We start from the raw sequence: 18,335 nt of genomic DNA on the forward strand, positions 1-18,335 counted from the left end.
CACCGCTTCCCACCCCGAACGGCACTGCCGCCCACCCCGAGCCGCACTGCCCTTCACCGCTGCCCGCGTGTCCTTCCACTCGGGTAGTCAGGCCACCCTGCGCACGATCCGAGCCGCGGGATACCCGTCGACACACAACACGCGGGAACCTCGGCGCGCCAACAAAATCCCGCTCCCCTGCGCTCATGAGCCAGCAAGGGGAACGTGACTCAAACCCGACCACCGCTGCCCTACCCCAGAACACCGCTGCCCCCGAACAGCACTGTCCGCTACCCGAGCAACGCTGCACGACCGCCCACGATCCCAACCCCAACCCCCGGTGTCACCATGTGACATGCCTGAACCCCGCCGCCACACCGTGCTGGAGGGATCCCGACTCCACCGCACCCGCAACCCGAAACCCAGCCAGGTCGAGGCAGCCGTCCTCAACATGGCACGCGAAAGCGTCGTGGTCCTGTCCGAAAGCGACGACACCTACATCCAGGTGTGGCAACGCCCAGACGGCCTCTACCAACTCGAACACCGAGCCGGCTCAGCCGTGGAGCACTTCCAGACCATGACGGTGTCCGCGGACAAGGTCCACACCGCCTTCACCGCCTGGCAGCGCAACGATGCCGGCTGGGCCGATCCGTTCACCTGGAAATCGATCAGCGACCTGTTCTAGTCAGCGATCTGCGAAGCATCGGAAGGAGGCTGCAACGACAGATAGGCCGGCCTCAACAGGTCCACGAGGTTCGACGAGCGCACCGTGATCGGCACGGCGTCCAGCTGGTCGAGCACCGCGTCCGCGCGCACCGTTGCCGTCGGGTCGCCGAAACTCAAGCTCGACGTGGTTTGCCGCTGCCAGAACGTGTCCAGGCACTTCGTCAGCGGTGGCGCCTCCTCGCGAGCCGCCACCGCGCGGGTGGTGCCGCGCAGGGTGCGGAGGCGTTCGAGCAGGTCCTCACGGCTGCGGCCGCGCCAGGCCAGGATCTCGAACGGGTCGTTGTCGAACGACTCGGCCAGCAGGTAGCAGGCGGCTGCGAGGTGTTTGCACGGGACTTCCCAGTCCGGGCACGTGCAGTCCATCGTCAGCTCGCGAGACGACGCCGGGAAGAGTTGGAGGCCCAGCGACGCGAACAGGGTCTCGATGTCCGACGGCATCTCGCCGGCCAGCAACTTGGCCGCGTACAGGGCTTTGCCGGCCAGGGCGTGTTCGATGCGCTGCCATTCCGGGGTCGTGAACGCCTTGATCGCGATCCGGGTCTTGTACGGGGTGGGGCGTGAACCCTGCACCAAAGCGATGACCATGCTGGTGGACAACGAAAGCGACAGCACCTGGCCTTGGCGCGCGTAGTTGCGGCCGCGGGTCAGGCGGCCGCCCATGCCGAACGACTCGAGCACCTCGATGAAGCGGCGCGACCACCAGGTGGCGCCGATGTCGCCGCGTTTGCTCTTGGCCTTGATGCCGTTGTCGACCTTGATGGTCTTGCCGTAGCGAGGACCGGACCAGTGTTCACTCACCGATTGCCTCCCCGGACAGCGTCAGCAGGTCGCGCAGCTGGGCGGTGGACAGCTCGGTGAGCCAGTTCTCGCCGGCGCCCACGACCAGCTGGGCCAGCGCGCGCTTTTCTTCGATCATGGCGTCGATGCGTTCTTCGAGGGTGCCGATGCAGACGAACTTGCGCACCTGCACGTTGCGTCGCTGGCCGATGCGGAAGGCGCGGTCGGTCGCCTGGTCCTCGACCGCGGGGTTCCACCAGCGGTCCAGGTGGATCACGTGGTTGGCGGCGGTCAGGTTAAGGCCGGTGCCGCCCGCCTTCAACGACAACAGGAAGAGGGAGGGGCCGTTCTTGTCCTGAAAGCGTTCGACCATGCGGTCGCGAGCAGCCTTGTTCGTACCGCCGTGCAGGAACATCACCTCGGTGTCGAAGCGCGCGGCGAGGTAGGGCACGAGCATGCTGCCGAACTCCGTGAACTGCGTGAAGCACAACGCCTTGTCGCCCTCGGCGAGCACTTCTTCGAGCACTTCCTCGAGGCGCGCGAGCTTGCCGGAGCGGCCGGCGACCCGGGATCCGTCGCCGAGGAAGTGCGCCGGGTGGTTGCAGACCTGCTTGAGCTTGGACATCGTGGCGAGCACCAGACCCTTGCGGCCGATGCCTTCGGACTCCTCGATCTTCTCCAGCATGTCGTTGACGACGGCCTGGTAGAGCGAGGCCTGCTCGGTGGTGAGGTTGCACAGCTGGCGCATCTCGACCTTGTCCGGCAGGTCGCTGATGATGCGGGGATCGGTCTTCACACGCCGCAGCACGAACGGGTTCGTGATCTTCCGCAGGCGGGCGGCGGCGTCCTGATCGTTGTGGCGCTCCACCGGCACGGCGAAGCGGGCGCGGAACGTGTTGATCGTGCCGAGCACGCCGGGGTTGGCGAAGTCCATGATCGACCACAGCTCGGCCAGGCGGTTCTCGACCGGGGTGCCGGTCAGCGCGACGCGGTGGCGTGCCTTGAGCTGGCGCACGGCCTGGGACTGACGGGTCGCGCTGTTCTTGATGTTCTGCGCCTCGTCGAGCACGACGCGGTCCCAGGTGAGGTCGCCCAGCGCGTCTGCGTCGCGGCCGGCCAGCGCGTACGTGGTCAGCACCAGGTCGTGGCTCTCGACGGCCTCGCGCAGCGCGTCGCCGTCCAGGCGATCGGCGCCGTGGTGCACGTGCACGGACAGCTCCGGGGTGAACCGGGCGGCCTCGCGCTGCCAGTTGCCGACCACCGACATCGGGCAGATCAGCAACGTCGGCGGGCGCTTGCCACCAGAGCGGTTCAGCGCTTCCAGTGCCAGCAGCTGAACGGTCTTGCCGAGTCCCATGTCGTCGGCCAGGCACGCACCCAGGCCGATCTTGTCGAGGAACGCGAGCCACGCCAGGCCGCGCTGCTGGTAGGGGCGCAGCCGCGCACCGAAGTTCGCTGGTGGCTCAACGGGTTCGAGCTGCTCGTCGGCCTTGCCGGACAACAGGTCGCCGAGCCAGCCGTCGGCCTCGACGGAGGTCAGCGGGAGCGGCAGGCTCTCGTCCGCCTCGGTGAATCCACTGTGGAGCATCACTTCGACCGCGGTCATCTGGCCGCCACCACGCTTGAGGAACGCGAGGCCCGCGGCGAGACGTTTCTGGTCGACCTGCACCCACTGGCCGCGCACCTTCACCAGCGGCACCTTCGCCCTGGCCAGCTCGGCCAGCTCGGCATCGGTCAGCGTGTCCTCGCCGAGCGCGAGCTCCCACTTGTAGTCCACAATGGACTTGAGCCCGATCTCGCTCTCCTTGGCGACGGTTCCGGCCGTGCCACGGCTCTTCGTGGTGAGCTTCAGGCCCAGCCTGGTCGTCTGCTGCCACCACGACGGCAGCAGCACGCCGAATCCCGCCTGCGCCAGCACGGGCGCCGCGGTCAGGAACCGGTACGCGCCGTCCGCGTCGACCTCCATCTCGGCCGGGTGCGACCCGCGCAACGCCTCGTCGAGGTCGGGGTGCAGCTTGCTCGCCCGGCCGAGGTCGGCCAGCAGGTGCTCCTGCGGTGCAGGGATCCAGCGCCGCAGCACGCCGTCGTCCGCGAACCACACCTGGTACGCGGGCACCAGCACGCTCGGCTCGTCGACGGCCTGCAGCAGGAACTCGATCGCCCACTCGTCGTTGTCGCGCTGCTCGGGCGAGCGCAGCCGGAAGCAGGTGCGCACCGGGCTCTCGTTGCCCGCGCTGTCCCGCCAGCGGTCGAGTTGTTCGCGCAGCTCGTAGAGCTCCACCGGGTCCGCGTCGAACGCCGGTTCCCCGGTGAGCGCGGCGAGCCACGCCTCCGCGGTCGTCTCCCGGCCACGCCGTTTCGGCGCGAGTTCCACGCCGTGCAGGCGGTCCCGCACCTGCTCGTCGACCGCCGTCGTGAGCGCCGCGCGGACGAGTTCGGCCGGGTCACCGGCGATCTCCTCGCACCGGCAGGCCGGCGGCATCGCGGCCAGCAACGCCGCGAACCGCGCCGAGTCCGTGCCCGACAGCACCGGCACCCACCGCGCGACGGCCTGGTCCGCCGCGACCGCCGGCAGCACACGTCCGCGGTCGACGAGATCGGCGGCGAACCCCGCCACGTCGAACACGAACCGCGCGGAGTCGCTCAACCGCACCTCGGCACCCGGCTCCGGCTTGGCCGTCAGACGGATCGTCGGTACTCCCCACTGCCGCAGCTGCACCTTGCCGCGCTGCGCCCGTCCCGCCGCCAGCGGGTCGCGGACCAGCTCCGGCGACGCCATCGGCCCTGATGAGAACGACGGCAACAGCAGCGCGCGGGTGATCGTCTTGGGAACGTCCTGCCCGAGCGCGGCGGCCACCGACTCGGCCGTCGCCGCGAAGGGGTGCGGCGCGTCCCGCCTGGCACTCTCGCTGCGTGTGGGCAGCCCGGAATCCTCGGCCCACAGCGCGAGGACGCCGTCGGTCGTGCACAGGCCATGCAGTACGAGCACCGTTGAACCCTATGTGCTCACATTGGTGCCATGGTCGAAGACTCCCCTGTCGTGCTGGACGGTCAGTCCCTCGGCGCCGACGACGTGGTGCGCGTGGCGAGATATCACTCCCCGGTCGCACTGCACGAGGACGGCCTCGCCCGCCTCGATGCGTCGTGGCGCGCGAGCCAGCGCCTTGTGGTCCGACGACAGGTGTACGGCCGCACGACCGGTGTCGGCGCGAACCGCGACCAGATCGTCAGCACCGAAGGCTGGGCCGAGCACGGCCTGCGTCTGCTGCGCAGCCACGCGGGCGGCCTCGGCGGCATGCTCCCCGAAGAACAGGTGCGCGCCATGATGGTCGTGCGCCTCAACCAGCTCCTCGCGGGCGGCGCGGGCGTGCGCAGAGCCGTGGCCGACGCCCTGCTCGCCGCCCTGAACAGCAGCTGCTACCCCGGCGTGCACGAATACGGAGCCATCGGCACGGGTGACCTCACCGCCCTGGCCGAAACCGGCCTGACCCTGCTCGGCGAGCGCTACTGGCTCGGCTCCACCCAGACGCCCGACCCGATCGAGCTCGACTCGGGCGACGCGCTGGCGTTGATCAGCAGCAACGCGCTCACCATCGGCATGGCGGGCCTGGCCTGGCAGGACGCGCACCAACTGCTCAAGGCCACCCACGTGGTCGCCGCGCTGTCGTTCCTCGCCGTCGACGGCGCCGTCGAGGCCTACGACGAACGCGTCCACCTCGGCCGCCCCCACCCCGGCCAGGTCGCGGTCGCCGCCGAGATGCGCCGCCTGCTGGCCGAGCCGTCCCAGCCACCGGCCCGCATCCAGGACCCGTTCGGCTACCGCTGCTTCCCGCAGATCCACGGCCCGGCCGTGGACGCCGCCACCGACCTCGGCCGCGTCCTCGACGTCGAGTTCAACGCCGCCGCCGAGAACCCGCTGATCGTCGCCGACCAGTTCGGCCCCGACGACGACGCCGCCTACCACCACGGCGCCTTCCACAGCGCGTACCTCGGCCAGGCCCTGGACCGGCTCAGGTTGTCGATGCTGCACACCGGCCACCTCTCGACGGCGCGCCTCGCCACCCTGGTCGAGCCGAACTTCACCGGCCTGCGCCCCTTCCTGGCCGAGGGCGTGCGCGGCAGTTCGGGCGTGATGATCCTCGAGTACAGCGCCAACTCCGCGCTGGCCGAGGTCCGCACGCTCGCCGAACCCGCGAGCATCGGCAACGCCGTGGTGTCACGCGGCCAGGAGGAGAACTCGAGCTTCGCCTTCCAGTCCGCCTCCCAGGCCCTGCGCTCGCTCGGCGCGTTCCGTCTGGTGCTGGCCTGCGAGGTGGTCGCCGCCGTCCGTGCCCTGCGACTGCGCGGCATCACCCCGGAGACACCGGCGCTGCGAGCCGCCTTCGAAGCCGCCGAGTCGAAGCTGAACCCGGACATGTCCGACCGCCAACTCAGCCCGGACGTGGAGGTCGCCTCTGCCCTGCTCGATGACTTCGCTTCCTGCTGAGGAAATCTCGGCCTTGATCTCCACCATGCTGGAGCTTTTACGGTGAGACACGACCAAGGTGATCGAGATGGGGATGTGGTCGTGATGAGGGCAGTCCGCGTGCACGAGTTCGGTGGACCCGAGGTGCTGCGCCCTGACGAGGTGCCCGAGCCGGTGGCCGGTCCGGGACAGGTGGTGGTCGGACTGAACGCCGCCGACGTGATCTTCCTGGACACGCTGCTGCGCAGCGGCTGGGGCGGCGAGTTCTTCCCGCGGCACCCGCCCTACGTGCCTGGTGAGGGTGGGGCGGGGCACGTGCTGTCCGTCGGCGAGGGCGTGGATCCGGCGTGGCTGGGCCGCCACGTCATCGGCCACGGGTCCGGCGCTTACGCGGAACAGGCCGTCTTCTCGGCCGAGGAGATCGTCGAGGTCCCTGACGGCCTGGATTCGCCTGCGGCGGCCGCCCTGACGCACGACGGCATGACCGCGCTGAACCTCGCCCGTAGAGCCAAGATCGAGAAAGGCGAGTGGGTCCTGGTGGCCGCGGCCGCGGGCGGCGCGGGCTCGCTGCTGGTGCAACTCGCTCGCGACGCCGGCGCACGCGTCATCGCCGCGGCTCGCGGCGACCGCAAGCTCGCGCTGGCCCGCGACCTGGGCGCGGAGCTGGCCGTCGACTACTCGCTCGACGGCTGGCAGCACCGGGTTCGCGAAGCGACCGGCGGCAACGGTGTCGACCTGGCCTTCGACGGCGCGGGCGGAGCGCTCGGCAAGGCCGTGTTCGAGACCGTGGCCAGGGGCGGCCGCTTCCTCACCTACGGCACCTCGGACGGGTTCGCCGACATCGATCCGGCAGCGGCGAGCGCCCGGCAGGTGCACGTGGACAACGTGCTGGCCGCCGGACCTCCCGACCCGGCAACCGTGCGAGAACTCCTCAGCGAGGCCCTCACCCTCACCGCGCAGGGCCGCCTCCGCCCGGTGATCGGCGCGACGTACCAGCTGGCAGAGGCTTCGAAGGCGCACCGGTCGCTCGAAGAACGCACCACCCTCGGCAAGTCGCTGCTGCTGATCTAGTTGCGTGTCACGCAACGTCGGCGGTGAATTCACGCTCAGCAGGACGCCTCGCGGCAGTCTGACTGCGAACCCTCTCGGCAACGCGTGTCGCCGGGCGGGTTCACGGTCGGGCGCGACCGGCCGGGTTGCGCCGCCATCCCCGGTGCGGCGCAACCCCGCTCAGCCGTCAGCCGCCTGCCACCGACGGCAGGATCTGGATTTCGGCGCCCGCCGGTAATGGCGTGGCCGGGCCGGAGAGGCGGCGGCACTCCTCGCCGTTGACGTAGAAGTTCACGTAGCGGCGTAAGTCGGCGCGCTCGTCGCGTAGGCGGCGGTCGAGGCCCGGGTAGGTGTCGGCGAGGACGTCCAGAGCCGCGCCGAGGGTGGCGGGCTCCGGGACGTCCACGTCCAGGTGGGACGCGCCGTCGGTGGCGGTGCGCAGGACGCCTGGGATCAGGACCGTCACCTTCACGTCGGGATCACCGCGGCCCGCACCGACATCACGTCCGGCAGGTGAGCGGCCACCTGGTGCCAGGTTTCGCCTTCGTCCGGGCTCGCGTAGACCTCGCCGGAGCGGGAGCCGAAGTAGACGCCGGGGACGGGGGCGGTGTCGGTGCACATCGCGTCGCGCATCACGGCTGTCCAGAAGTTGTCGGGCAGACCGGTGCCCAGGGGTTGCCACGACGCGCCCGCGTCTCGGGAGCGGTAGACGCGGCACTTGCCTTCCGGCGGGAAGCGGCGGCCGTCCGCTTCGATCGGGAAGGTGAAGATGGTGTCCGGGTCGTGGGGATGCACGACCATGGCGAAGCCGAAGTCGGTGGGCAGGCCTTCGGCGATCGACTGCCAGGAGTCGCCGCCGTCGTCGCTGCGGTACACGCCGTGGTGGTTCTGGGCGTAGAAACGAGACGCCTGAGCAGGGTGCTGGGCGACCTTGTGCACGCACTGGCCGAACTCCGGCCACGGGTCGGGGAGGAAGTAGGCCTTGATGCCCTTGTTGCGGGCTTCCCAGGACTTGCCGCCGTCGGCCGTGCGGTAGACGCCGCCGGTCGACATGGCCACGAGCAGTCGGTCGGGATCTGCCGGGTCCGGCACGATCGTGTGGATGGCCTGGCCGCCGAAGCCCGCTTCCCACTCCGGGCGGTGCGGGTGGTTCCAGAGGCCCTCTACGAACTCGAACGAGCGGCCGCCGTCGGTCGACTTGAACAGCGCGGACGGCTGGGTGCCCGCCCACACGACGCCCGGCTGGGACGCGGGGGCCGGTTGGAGCTGCCACACGCGCTCCAGCGCCGCGTCTTCCACCGGGAACGTGATCGGGGGCGACGAGGACTCCTCCCACGTGGCCCCGAGGTCGTCCGAGATGGACACGCCCGGACCGAAGTGCGGTGACGCCACCCCGGCCAGCAGACGTACGCCCGAGCGGGTGTCGAACGCGACGGCGTACACCTCCTGCATCGCGTGGTGCGGTCCGTCGACCTGCCAGGTGACCCGATCCTCACTGCGGGCGAGCCACAGCCCCTTGCGCGTACCGATCGCCACAACCACCGTCATCGCAACGCGACCTCCCAGGAGAAGATGTGATGCAGGGCACGTTACGCCGGGGGTCTGACAATTTCTGAGCAAGGGAGAAACCCCACGTAGACCGACAAGTTACTCACTGGTAGCGTCCGAAAGAGGAGACGCAAGGAGGCGCCAGTGCTGCTCGACCCGAACCACTACGACCCCGCCCACCTCGACGACGAGACCCGCCGCCTGCTCAGGGCGACCGTCGACTGGTTCGAGGCTCGCGGCAAGCGGCAGCTGATCGCGGACGCGCAGGACAAGGTCTGGTACACGGAGTTCCTCGACTTCGTGAAGCAGGAGAAGCTCTTCGCGACCTTCTGCACGCCCGCGAGTGTCGACGGCACCAAGCGCTGGGACGCCGCCCGCAACGCCGCGTTCAGCGAGGTGCTCGGCTTCTACGGCCTGCAGTACTGGTACGCCTGGCAGGTCACGGTGCTCGGCCTCGGCCCGATCTGGATGAGCGACAACGAGGAGGCCAAGCAGAAGGCCGCGGCCCTGCTCGACAGCGGCGCGGTCTTCGCGTTCGGCCTCTCCGAGAAGGAACACGGCGCGGACGTCTACAGCACCGACATGATCCTTACGAAGACCGAGGACGGCTACCGGGCCAACGGCAGCAAGTACTACATCGGCAACGGCAACGTCGCCGGCATGGTCAGCGTGTTCGGCAAGGAGGGAGACGACTACGTCTTCTTCGCCGTCGACAGCCAGCACGAGAACTTCAAGCTGGTCAAGAACGTCGTCGACAGCCAGATGTTCGTCAGCGAGTTCCGCCTCGAGGACTACCCGCTCACCGAGAAGGACATCCTCCACCGCGGCCCTGACGCCTTCTCCGCGGCGCTGAACACCGTCAACGTCGGCAAGTTCAACCTCTGCACGGCCAGCATCGGCATCTGCGAGCACTCCTTCTACGAGGCGATCACCCACGCCCACAACCGGATCCTCTACGGCAACCCGGTCACCGACTTCCCGCACGTGCGCCAGAACTTCGTCGACGCCTACGCGCGCCTCACCGCGATGAAGCTCTTCGCGGACCGCAGTGTCGACTACTTCCGCAGCGCCGACGAGAACGACCGCCGCTACCTCCTCTTCAACCCCATCACCAAGATGAAGGTGACGAGCGAGGGCGAGAACGTCATCGACCTGCTCTGGGACGTCATCGCCGCCAAGGGTTTCGAGAAGGACACCTACTTCACCCGCGCCACCGCCGACATCCGCGCGCTGCCCAAGCTCGAGGGCACCGTGCACGTGAACCTGGCCCTGGTGCTGAAGTTCATGCCGAACTACCTCTTCAACCCCAAGAGCTACGCCGAGGTCCCGAGCGTCCACGAGCCCAAGGACGACGACTTCTTCTGGCACCAGGGCCCCGCGCGCGGCCTCGGCAAGATCCAGTTCCACGACTGGGAGCCGATCTACGCGGAGCACGCCCACCTGCCGAACGTGCGGCTGTTCCACGAGCAGGCCAAGGCCATCAAGACCCTGCTCACCACCGCGGCACCCGACGAGCACCAGCAGAAGGACCTCGACTTCCTGCTGAACCTCGGCCACCTCTTCACCCTCGTCGTCTACGGCCAGCTGGTGCTGGAGCAGGCCAAGATCACCCAGACCGACCAGAACGTCCTCGACCAGATCTTCGACGTCCTGGTCCGCGACTTCGCCGGCTACGCGACCGCCCTGCACGGCAAGCCCAGCAGCACCGAGGCCCAGCAGCAGTGGGCGCTCGGCCAGATCCGCAAGCCGCACGTCGACCAGGCCCGTTTCGACGCCGTCTGGCAGCAGGTCGTGGCGCTGTCCGGCCAGTACGAGATGCGCCCCTAGCAGCACCGAACGCGACACAGGGGGCGGAGCCGACAGGTTCCGCCCCCTTGACGCATCCGTTCCACAAACGTTTACATGAGACGCCGCCGCCCTCCACAGCCACAAGGGAGCGCGTGCACGTGGAACACCGCAGATGGCGCACAGCCGCAGTCGCCGCCCTCATCACAGCAGCCTTCATCACGCCCAAAGCACAGGCCGCGGAAAAGCCAGCCCTCGCCCTCACACCGCCGATGGGCTTCAACAACTGGAACACCACGCACTGCCGCAACGACTTCAACGAAGACATGGTCAAGGGCATCGCCGACATCTTCGTGACCAAGGGCCTGAAGGACGCGGGCTACGAGTACGTCAACATCGACGACTGCTGGGCCCTCCCTGAACGCAACGCCCAGGGCGACCTCGTCCCCCACCCGGTCCGCTTTCCCCACGGCATCAAGGCCGTCGCCGACTACGTGCACGCCAAGGGCCTCAAGTTCGGCATCTACACCAGCGCCGGCACCAAGACCTGCAACAAGGACGGCGGCTTCCCGGGCGGCCTCGACCACGAGGAGCAGGACGCCAGGCTGTTCGCGAGCTGGGGCGTCGACTACCTCAAGTACGACAACTGCAACAACCAGGGTGTCGACGCCAAACTCCGCTACACCAAGATGCGCGACGCACTCAACGCCACCGGCCGCGAGATCGTGTTCAGCCTCTGCGAATGGGGCCAGAACAAGCCGTGGGAGTGGGCGAAGGACGTCGGCCACCTGTGGCGCACCACCGGCGACATCAGCGACAACTGGAACTCCATGGTGTCGATCGCCAAGCGCAACATGGAACTCGCCGACCACGCCGGCCCCGGCCACTGGAACGACCCGGACATGCTGGAGGTCGGCAACGGCGGCATGACGGACCTCGAGTACCGCAGCCACTTCAGCCTCTGGTCGATCATGGCCGCACCGCTGCTGATCGGCGCCGACCTGCGCAAGGTCACGCCGGAGACGTTCGAGATCCTGGAGAACCGCGAGGTCATCGCCGTCAACCAGGACAAGCTCGGCGTGCAGGGCAAGGTGATCCGCAACGAGGGCGGCAACCACGTCCTCGTCAAGCCGCTCAGCAACGGCGACAAGGCCGTGTTGCTGTTCAACGAGAACGACAGCGCCGCCGACATGTCCGTGACCGCCCAGGAACTCGGCCTCACGAAGGCCGGCGGCTACCGGGTCCGCGACCTCTGGGCCAAGACCACCACGCACTCCGCCGGCGAGATCAGTGCCGCACTCCCGCCGCACGGCAGCGCCATGTTCCGCGTCAGCGCGGCGAAGGACTGGTACCGCTACCCGCCCGCCATCACCACGGCCGCGAACGGCGAGGTCCTCTATCCCGGCGCACTGCCGATCGTGCAACCCGGCAGGTCCGTCACCTACACGACCTCGGTGAGCAACGCCGGCCGTCTGCCGATCGCCCTGGTCCAGGCCACTCTCCAGGTCCCGCAGGGCTGGACCGCGAAAGCCACCACGACCAGCTTCAAAGCGATCCTGCCCGGCGAGAAGTCGTTCAGAACGACCTGGCAGGTGACCGTCCCGGACACCGCCGCACCAGGCCGGTTCCCGATCAACGCGAGCTTCACCTTCCACAGCCCGCACGAGAACAACCCGGTGACGAGGCAGTACTCCACCGAGGCACTGGTCCCCGGCGCGGCACCGAAGGGAGAGCTGTTCGTCAGCGACCTGAAGTGGCTGCGCAGCGCCAACGGCCACGGCCCGGTCGAGGTCGACACCACCAACGGCGAGGCCAAACAGGGCGACGGCGGCCCGATCACCATCCGCGGCAAGGTGTTCGCGAAGGGCCTCGGCACGCACGCCCCCGCGCACGTCGAGTACTACACCGGCGGCAACTGCTCGAAGGTCACCGCGACCATCGGCATCGACGACAAGAAGGTCAACCCGCTGAGCCTCGTCAGCTACGAGGTGTGGGCCGACAACAGGATGGTCTACGACAGCGGACCGGTCAGCGGCATGGACGCCGCGAAGTCGTTGGAGGCCACCATCTCCCAGGCGACCGTCACCCGCCTGATCGTGAAGGACGGCGGCAACGGCAAGTCCTACGACCACGCCGACTGGGGTGACCTGAAGATCACCTGCTAGTCCGGCCGGTACCGCTCCAACGCCGCGATCATGAGTTCGAGCCCGAACTCGAACTCGTGATCGTGGTCGTAGGTGCCCAGCTCGTCCAGCACCTCGGCGGACAACGGAAACGCCGACGTGTCAACGTCTTCGTACGGCGACAGCGCGATCCCGCCGAGCTCCGGCGAGGTCGCGACCTCCCTCATCAACGTGCCGAGCAGGTAGGACACCATCGCCCGCATCATCCCGACGGCGATCTTGCCCCGGAAACCCGCCCGCTCGAAGTTCCTCAGCGCGACCTCGATCGTCCGGAACCCGGCCTCGGTGCTCAGCCGTCGCGTCGACAGCAGCACGAACGCCCGCGGGTGCGCCCGCGCCAGCTCACGAATCGCCCGCGCGTGCGCCCGGAAGTGATCACGCCAGTCGTCGCTGTCGACGTGGTACGGCCGCGCCTGCGCCATGATCCGCTCGGCGGCGAGGTCGACCAGCACTGCCTTGTTCGGCACGTGGTTGTACAACGACATCGTGCCCGCGCCCAGTTCGGCGGCGAGGCGCCTCATCGAGACTGCCTCCACGCCCTCGCGTTCGATCAACCGCACGGCCGCATCCACGATGCGGTCGCGGGTCAGCGGTTCACGTGAGGACACTGGCGGAGACCATACGACGTGGAGTAACTTCCCTGCGACGTACGGCGTACGTAGGAGGGTCGGCCGGCATGACCGAGTCCAAGGCGCTCAGAGCGCTGCGCGAGGCGATCGTCCTGGAACACCTGGAATGCCAGAACGACTTCGACTTCGACACCTCCCTGAACGCGTTTCCGCACCCGCGGTACGAGATCATGGCGTCCGGTCAGGTGCTGGACGGCGTGGACGAGGTCCGCGCGTACTGGCAGCGCACCCGCGCGACGTTCCCGGACCAGCACAACAAGGTCATCGAGATCCACCACGCCGATGACGCGGTGGTCGTCGAGTTCGAACTGCAGGGAACCCACCTGGGCAGCCTCCTCGGTGAACCACCGACGAACAAGACCTTCAAGGTCAGGATGGTGGCTTTCTTCCTGTTCGAGAAGGATGTCCTGATCTGCGAACGGGTGTACGGCGACAGCGCGACGGTCATGCAGCAGCTCGGCCTGCTCAACGCTCCCGACGAGTACGCCGGGCCTTACTGAAACACCACTCTCACCTCGCCGACGACCTGACCGCCGCCCAGCACCGGCACGGACAGGTGTTCCTTGGCCGGTGACACGTCGAATCCCAGCGCCGCCAACGCCGTGAGCCCGATCGCCGTGGTGGCACGGGGATTTCCGTCCAGCACCTTCACCGCGACCGCGTGCCCGGCCGCCGTGGCCAGCACCAGCACCCCCTCCGCGCCGCCCTTGGCCACCACTCCCGGCAGCAGCTGCATGATCACGGTGTTCACGTGCCCGGTGCCGCCCACGTACTCGGGATACTTGCGCATCGCGCCGGCAACCGGTGTGCGCACCAGGCCCTGCATCGCGCGCGCCAAGCCGTGCAACGACAACCCGAACACGGGCGCTCCACAGCCGTCGACCGCAACGTGCGCAACGGACTCGCCGGACAAATCCTCCACCGTCCGCAACACCAGCTGCTGCAACGGATGCGCCGGTTCCAAATAGGTCTGGGTGGGCCACCGCGCCGCGACACACGCCGCGAGCATCGCCGCGTGCTTGCCGGAACAGTTCATCCGCACCCGAGACGGTTCCGTCAGACGTTGCCGCGTCTCGTCGTCCTCCGGCCAGGAAGCCGGGCAGCGCAGCAACCCCACCGGCAACCCGCCGAGCAGCTGCATCACCAGTTCGACGTGCCGGTTCTCCCCCGTGTGCGACCCGGCCGCGATCGCCAGCGCGGGCCCCGCGAGCGGCGCCCCGGCGGACAGGCACGCCAGCGCCTGGAACGGTTTCAGGCACGACCGCGGCAGCACCGGATCTCCCACCGCGCCAACGGACACGCCCACGTCACCGGACGGCAGCAGCCCGACGACGCTGCCGTGGTGCAGGCTCTCCACGAAACCGTTCCGCGTGACCTCAGCGAGCAGTGCGGGCACGAGATGCCTCCAGGCGGTGGGCCAGCCGGGACAGCGCCAGGTTGACCACCAGGTAGATGAACGCCACGACGATGAAGGTCTGGATCAGCAGACCGTTGTAGTTCGCGAGCACCCGCCCGTTGAACAACAACTCCGTGTAGGACACGACATATCCCAGCGAAGTGTCCTTCAACAGGCTGACGGCCTGCGTGACCAGCAACGGCGTCATGTGCCGGACCGCCTGTGGCAGCACCACGAACCGTGTCACCACGCCGTGCGCCATGCCCAACGACAGCCCCGCCTCGCGTTGCCCCGGATCAACGGACTCCACGCCCGCCCGGAAGATCACCGCGTAGGACGCCGCGTGCGACAACGCCAGCGGCACCACGAGTTTCCAGAACAGCGGCAGGTTCACGCCGAACGACGGCAGCACGAACAGCATCACGTACACCAGCAGCAGCACCGGGACCGTGCGCATGACCTCGGCGTAGGCGCGGGTGAACCGGTTGGGCCGCAACGCGAGCAGCAACCCTCCCGCCATCGCCAGCACCCCCGTCGCGAACGCCGCCACCACCGTCGACCACAGGCCTCCGAGCAGATAACGCCACACCGGCCAGGTCAGATACGGCCGCCAGCGAACCGGGTCCAGCTGGCCACCGGCGGCGAACTGCCGCAATCCCAGCGCCAGCAGACCCGCCAGCACGACGACGGACACCACCGAGACCCAGAAGACTCGGCGGCGGAAACGGGGACCGGGAGCGTCGAACATCAGGCCAACCGCCGTTCCAGCACCCGTGCCCCGAACCCGATCCCCGCGGCCATCACCAGATAACAGAGGCCGACACCGGTGAAGACCAGCAACGGCTGGGCCAGCTCCAGGTTGATCCGTTGCGCCGCACGGGTCATGTCCACCACCCCGACGACACCGGCCAGTGCCGTCGCCATCGTCAACGCGATCGCGATGTTCGCCAACGGCTGCACAACGCGTCTGGCAGCCTGCGGCAGGATCACGTGCCGCAACGTTTGCCGGAACGACAGCCCCAACGCCCGTGCAGCCTCGCCCTGCCCGGCAGCCACCGAGTTCACGCCCGACCGCAGCGCTTCCGCGACGAAAGCGGCCTCGTACAGCGCGATCGCCGTGAAGGCCGTCCAGAACAACGGCATCTTCACGCCGACCTCGGGCAGCCCGAACACGAACAGCACCAGCCAGGCCAGCAACGGGATGTTGCGCCACACCTCGACGTAGACCGCGCCGACCCCGCGCAGCAGCGGCACCGGCACGATCCTCAGAACCGCGACCAGGAGTCCGGCGAGCAGAGCTCCGGCGAACGACAGCAGGGTCAGGGCGACGGTGTTCAGAAAGCCTTCGAGGACCAGGCTCATGAGGCGATCGCGGGTGGTGCCGGCGCGTCGCCGGTGACCACCGTGCCGATCGTCTGCTTCCAGACGTCCTGCCACAGCCCCGACTTGCCGATTTCCCTCAGCCAGTCGTTCACGAACTTCGTGAACTCCGCGTCGCCGTGCTTGATGCCGATGCCGTACGGGTCCTCGGTGAACGGCTCGCCGACCAGCTGGAGTTCGCTGTCCTTCGACGCGTCGGCGACCAGGATCGCCTGGTCCTGCACGTAAGCGTCACCACGGCTCTGCTTCAACGCGGTCACGCACTCGGGATCCGAGCCGAACTCGACGATCTTCGCGGTGGGCGCGGCGTCGCGGACCGCCTTCACCCCAGGGGTGTTCGCGCCGACGATCACCGTTTTGCCTGCCAGGTCAGCGGGTTTCGCGATGCCGGAGGTGCCCTTGCGCACGGCGATGGCCTGGCCGGACTCGTAGTACGGGCCGGCGAACGAGACGCGCTCCTCACGGGCGGGCGTGATCGTGTAGGTCTGCAGGATCACGTCCACTGTTCCGTTGGCCAGCAACGGTTCGCGGGTCTCCGAGGTCGCGGACAACAGCTCCGTCGAAGGCTTGCCGACGATGTACTGCGCCAACAGCTTGCCGAGGTAGGCGTCGAACCCCGTGAGCTCGCCGCTGATCGGGTCGAGCTGGGACAGCAGCGGCGCGTCCTGAGAGCCGCCGATCAGCAGCTTGCCGCGTTTCTTGATGCGGTCGACGGCCGAGCCGGGGGTCACCTGACCTGTGTAGACAGGAGCTTTGGCGAGCAACGTGTCGATCTTGCTGCCGCCTGGCACCGCGTCCGAGCCGCCGGAACACCCGGCCACGAAGAGCAACACCGCTGCTACGAACAGTCTCCCCATACGGCGAAGCTACTGATCGCGATCAATCAGGCACAAGATACGACAAAGCCGCTTGTCCGATAGTGGACAGGCGGCTTGTCTAGATCAGATGCTGATCAGTTCAGACTCAGACGGCGCGAACGCCCTGGGCCTGCGGGCCCTTCTGGCCCTGACCGATCTCGAACTCGACCCGCTGGTTCTCCTCGAGAGCCTTGTAGCCGTTCATCTGGATCTCGGAGTAGTGGACGAACACGTCGGCGCCACCGTTGTCAGGGGAGATGAAGCCGAAGCCCTTCTCCGCGTTGAACCACTTGACGGTGCCCTGTACTGCCATCTTGCTACTTCTCCTCTAACAGGTGCCGGATCGCGTTCGCGACCACCGGGTCAAGCCGGAACGGCGACTTCTCCGGAACCTGGAGAACCCTCACGCTCGCGACCTCGTTTGCGCGAGCGTGGTACCACGAACACGAAAACGTACGACCATGGACAGTCAACCATGGCTCCCCGCTTCCAGTCGAGCCATCATTCGCAGTGCTACCGTCAGATCCCAAACGACCCTGCGGAGGTCCTCGTGCCCGAGCAACCGACGTTGTCGATCAAGGCCGCGACCGCCCCTCAGATCGCCGGCGGCCTGCACTCGCTCGCTCAGAAACACCTGGCCGCGACCGAGCCGCGGGAGCGCCGCCGGACCGGTGACGTCATCACGAACACCTTCTCCGGGACCACCAGCGAGAGCGTGATCCAGATCGGCAAGGTGCACGGACAGGTCAACATCGACCGGGGCCGGTAACCTGGAGGGTCGTTGACCCAGGGGGCCGTGTTTGACCGGCAGCGAGAGACTGCTCTTCTTCTTCGTCGGATTGGTGACCACGTTCGTGTTCATCCGCATCAGCGTGCGGTTGATCAGGGCGAAGGTGCGCTGGTGGCCGCGAAACATCGTGCACGGCGACACGCACGTGCATCACGTCGTGTTCGGCACGGTGCTGCTGCTCCTGTCCAGCGTCAGCAGCCTCGTCATCCCCGACGACCTGTACGGCGCCCGGCTGGCCGCCGCGGCGGGCCTCGGCGTGGGCGCGGCGCTGGTGCTCGACGAGTTCGCGCTGATCCTGCACCTGCGCGACGTGTACTGGATGAAGGCGGGCCGGCTGTCCGTGGACGCCGTGTTCCTCGCCATCGGCCTGACCGGGACGTTCCTGCTCGGCGCGCGCCCGCTCGGCTACGACGAGGTGCTGCAGCTCAACCCGGAGACGACGCCGACCGACACGTTCACGCTGAGGTTGATCGCCATCGGCGTGAACCTGTGCTTCGCGATCGTGGCGCTGCTCAAGGGAAAGATCTGGACGGGGCTGCTCGGCCTGCTGGTGCCGGTGGTGCCCGCCGTGGGCGCCGTGCGACTGGCACGGCCGGGTTCGCCGTGGGCCCGCTGGCGCTATCCGGAGGGCTCGCGCAAGCTCGCGCGGGCATACCGCAGGGAGGCGCGGATCCGGCAGCCCATCATCCGCGCCAAGATCGCCGTGCAGGAGTTCATCTCGGGACGTCACGACCTGCCGGATCACGACAGGCCGTGACGGGGCACGAGCC

The 18,335-nt window shown here is 68.3% G+C and carries 18 protein-coding genes; 8 read left to right on the top strand and 10 right to left on the bottom strand.

All coding sequences use genetic code 11. The features are described from left to right. The first annotated feature begins 334 nt into the window (after positions 1 to 334). A complete protein-coding gene (locus G7043_RS20700; protein ID WP_166047725.1) occupies positions 335 to 664 on the top strand; it encodes a hypothetical protein in 330 nt (109 codons plus the stop codon). Here the strand turns inward: G7043_RS20700 and G7043_RS49930 are convergent. Further along, positions 661 to 1,503 (bottom strand): SWIM zinc finger family protein, encoded by an 843-nt coding sequence (locus G7043_RS49930; protein ID WP_166047727.1) that lies wholly within the window; start codon positions 1,501 to 1,503, stop codon positions 661 to 663. The genes G7043_RS20700 and G7043_RS49930 overlap by 4 nt on opposite strands. Next, positions 1,496 to 4,471: a DEAD/DEAH box helicase gene (locus G7043_RS20710; protein WP_166047729.1), complete on the bottom strand. Its 2,976-nt coding sequence runs from the start codon at positions 4,469 to 4,471 to the stop codon at positions 1,496 to 1,498. Before G7043_RS20710 ends, G7043_RS49930 begins: the two co-directional genes overlap by 8 nt. A 30-nt stretch (positions 4,472 to 4,501) precedes the next feature. On the opposite strand from G7043_RS20710, the gene G7043_RS20715 reads away from it, so the two are divergent. Together G7043_RS20715 and G7043_RS20720 are read left to right on the top strand one after the other, a co-directional pair. Next, a complete protein-coding gene (locus G7043_RS20715) occupies positions 4,502 to 5,968 on the top strand; it encodes an aromatic amino acid ammonia-lyase (protein ID WP_166047730.1) in 1,467 nt (488 codons plus the stop codon). Positions 5,969 to 6,052: 84 nt separating this feature from the next. Next, the gene (locus tag G7043_RS20720) at positions 6,053 to 7,018 is read left to right on the top strand and encodes a zinc-binding dehydrogenase (RefSeq protein WP_166048242.1); all 966 of its coding nucleotides are present in this window, start codon (positions 6,053 to 6,055) and stop codon (positions 7,016 to 7,018) included. Between the two features lie 166 nt (positions 7,019 to 7,184). Here the strand turns inward: G7043_RS20720 and G7043_RS20725 are convergent, their stop codons facing one another. Together G7043_RS20725 and G7043_RS20730 are read right to left on the bottom strand one after the other, a co-directional pair. Further along, a complete protein-coding gene (locus tag G7043_RS20725; protein WP_166047732.1) occupies positions 7,185 to 7,469 on the bottom strand; it encodes a MoaD/ThiS family protein in 285 nt (94 codons plus the stop codon). Further along, entirely contained in the window at positions 7,466 to 8,545 is a 1,080-nt protein-coding gene (locus tag G7043_RS20730) for a WD40/YVTN/BNR-like repeat-containing protein (RefSeq protein ID WP_166047734.1), read from the bottom strand. The genes G7043_RS20725 and G7043_RS20730 overlap by 4 nt, the downstream gene beginning before the upstream one ends. 144 nt (positions 8,546 to 8,689) lie before the next feature. On the opposite strand from G7043_RS20730, the gene G7043_RS20735 reads away from it, so the two are divergent. Continuing rightward, positions 8,690 to 10,372: an acyl-CoA dehydrogenase gene (locus G7043_RS20735; protein WP_166047737.1), complete on the top strand. Its 1,683-nt coding sequence runs from the start codon at positions 8,690 to 8,692 to the stop codon at positions 10,370 to 10,372. 119 nt (positions 10,373 to 10,491) lie between these two features. Then, complete coding sequence (locus G7043_RS20740; protein ID WP_313887990.1) at positions 10,492 to 12,495, top strand: NPCBM/NEW2 domain-containing protein; 2,004 nt, start codon at positions 10,492 to 10,494, stop codon at positions 12,493 to 12,495. Here G7043_RS20740 and G7043_RS20745 read toward each other — a convergent pair. Further along, positions 12,492 to 13,121: a TetR/AcrR family transcriptional regulator C-terminal domain-containing protein gene (locus G7043_RS20745; protein WP_166047739.1), complete on the bottom strand. Its 630-nt coding sequence runs from the start codon at positions 13,119 to 13,121 to the stop codon at positions 12,492 to 12,494. The genes G7043_RS20740 and G7043_RS20745 overlap by 4 nt on opposite strands. Before the next feature lie 68 nt (positions 13,122 to 13,189). Between G7043_RS20745 and G7043_RS20750 the strand changes: the two genes are divergently transcribed. Further along, positions 13,190 to 13,642 (top strand): ester cyclase, encoded by a 453-nt coding sequence (locus tag G7043_RS20750; RefSeq protein WP_166047741.1) that lies wholly within the window; start codon positions 13,190 to 13,192, stop codon positions 13,640 to 13,642. Here the strand turns inward: G7043_RS20750 and G7043_RS20755 are convergent. The 5 genes from G7043_RS20755 to G7043_RS20775 all read right to left on the bottom strand — a co-directional run bounded on the left by G7043_RS20755 (position 13,636) and on the right by G7043_RS20775 (position 17,088). Then, the gene (locus tag G7043_RS20755; protein ID WP_166047743.1) at positions 13,636 to 14,538 is read right to left on the bottom strand and encodes an asparaginase; all 903 of its coding nucleotides are present in this window, start codon (positions 14,536 to 14,538) and stop codon (positions 13,636 to 13,638) included. The two genes, G7043_RS20750 and G7043_RS20755, sit on opposite strands and share 7 nt — an antisense overlap. Then, positions 14,519 to 15,286 carry an amino acid ABC transporter permease gene (locus tag G7043_RS20760; protein ID WP_166047745.1) on the bottom strand — a complete coding sequence of 256 codons (768 nt, stop codon included), beginning with the start codon at positions 15,284 to 15,286 and terminating at the stop codon, positions 14,519 to 14,521. Before G7043_RS20760 ends, G7043_RS20755 begins: the two co-directional genes overlap by 20 nt. Continuing rightward, positions 15,286 to 15,900 carry an amino acid ABC transporter permease gene (locus G7043_RS20765; RefSeq protein WP_166047747.1) on the bottom strand — a complete coding sequence of 205 codons (615 nt, stop codon included), beginning with the start codon at positions 15,898 to 15,900 and terminating at the stop codon, positions 15,286 to 15,288. Before G7043_RS20765 ends, G7043_RS20760 begins: the two co-directional genes overlap by 1 nt. Continuing rightward, positions 15,897 to 16,775: a glutamate ABC transporter substrate-binding protein gene (locus tag G7043_RS20770; RefSeq protein WP_166047750.1), complete on the bottom strand. Its 879-nt coding sequence runs from the start codon at positions 16,773 to 16,775 to the stop codon at positions 15,897 to 15,899. The genes G7043_RS20765 and G7043_RS20770 overlap by 4 nt, the downstream gene beginning before the upstream one ends. Positions 16,776 to 16,881: 106 nt before the next feature. Next, positions 16,882 to 17,088, bottom strand: coding sequence for a cold-shock protein (locus tag G7043_RS20775; protein WP_030468404.1), 207 nt, complete (start codon positions 17,086 to 17,088; stop codon positions 16,882 to 16,884). 237 nt (positions 17,089 to 17,325) lie between these two features. On the opposite strand from G7043_RS20775, the gene G7043_RS20780 reads away from it, so the two are divergent. Both G7043_RS20780 and G7043_RS20785 read left to right on the top strand, forming a co-directional pair. Continuing rightward, positions 17,326 to 17,544 (top strand): hypothetical protein, encoded by a 219-nt coding sequence (locus G7043_RS20780; RefSeq protein ID WP_166047752.1) that lies wholly within the window; start codon positions 17,326 to 17,328, stop codon positions 17,542 to 17,544. Positions 17,545 to 17,575: 31 nt separating this feature from the next. Beyond that, positions 17,576 to 18,322 carry a hypothetical protein gene (locus G7043_RS20785; RefSeq protein WP_166047754.1) on the top strand — a complete coding sequence of 249 codons (747 nt, stop codon included), beginning with the start codon at positions 17,576 to 17,578 and terminating at the stop codon, positions 18,320 to 18,322. Positions 18,323 to 18,335: the final 13 nt, after the last annotated feature.

It is taken from the genome of Lentzea alba (assembly GCF_011067745.1).
In the GTDB taxonomy this organism is placed as follows: domain Bacteria; phylum Actinomycetota; class Actinomycetes; order Mycobacteriales; family Pseudonocardiaceae; genus Lentzea; species Lentzea alba.

Excerpts from the sequence above, each read along its gene's own strand:
- G7043_RS20700 (WP_166047725.1), top strand. The coding sequence starts at position 335 with ATGCCTGAACCCCGCCGCCACACCGTGCTGGAGGGATCCCGACTCCAC.
- G7043_RS20715 (WP_166047730.1), top strand. The coding sequence starts at position 4,502 with ATGGTCGAAGACTCCCCTGTCGTGCTGGACGGTCAGTCCCTCGGCGCC.
- G7043_RS20720 (WP_166048242.1), top strand. The coding sequence starts at position 6,053 with ATGAGGGCAGTCCGCGTGCACGAGTTCGGTGGACCCGAGGTGCTGCGC.
- G7043_RS20730 (WP_166047734.1), bottom strand. The coding sequence starts at position 8,545 with ATGACGGTGGTTGTGGCGATCGGTACGCGCAAGGGGCTGTGGCTCGCC.
- G7043_RS20750 (WP_166047741.1), top strand. The coding sequence starts at position 13,190 with ATGACCGAGTCCAAGGCGCTCAGAGCGCTGCGCGAGGCGATCGTCCTG.
- G7043_RS20760 (WP_166047745.1), bottom strand. The coding sequence starts at position 15,286 with ATGTTCGACGCTCCCGGTCCCCGTTTCCGCCGCCGAGTCTTCTGGGTC.
- G7043_RS20765 (WP_166047747.1), bottom strand. The coding sequence starts at position 15,900 with ATGAGCCTGGTCCTCGAAGGCTTTCTGAACACCGTCGCCCTGACCCTG.
- G7043_RS20770 (WP_166047750.1), bottom strand. The coding sequence starts at position 16,775 with ATGGGGAGACTGTTCGTAGCAGCGGTGTTGCTCTTCGTGGCCGGGTGT.
- G7043_RS20775 (WP_030468404.1), bottom strand. The coding sequence starts at position 17,088 with ATGGCAGTACAGGGCACCGTCAAGTGGTTCAACGCGGAGAAGGGCTTC.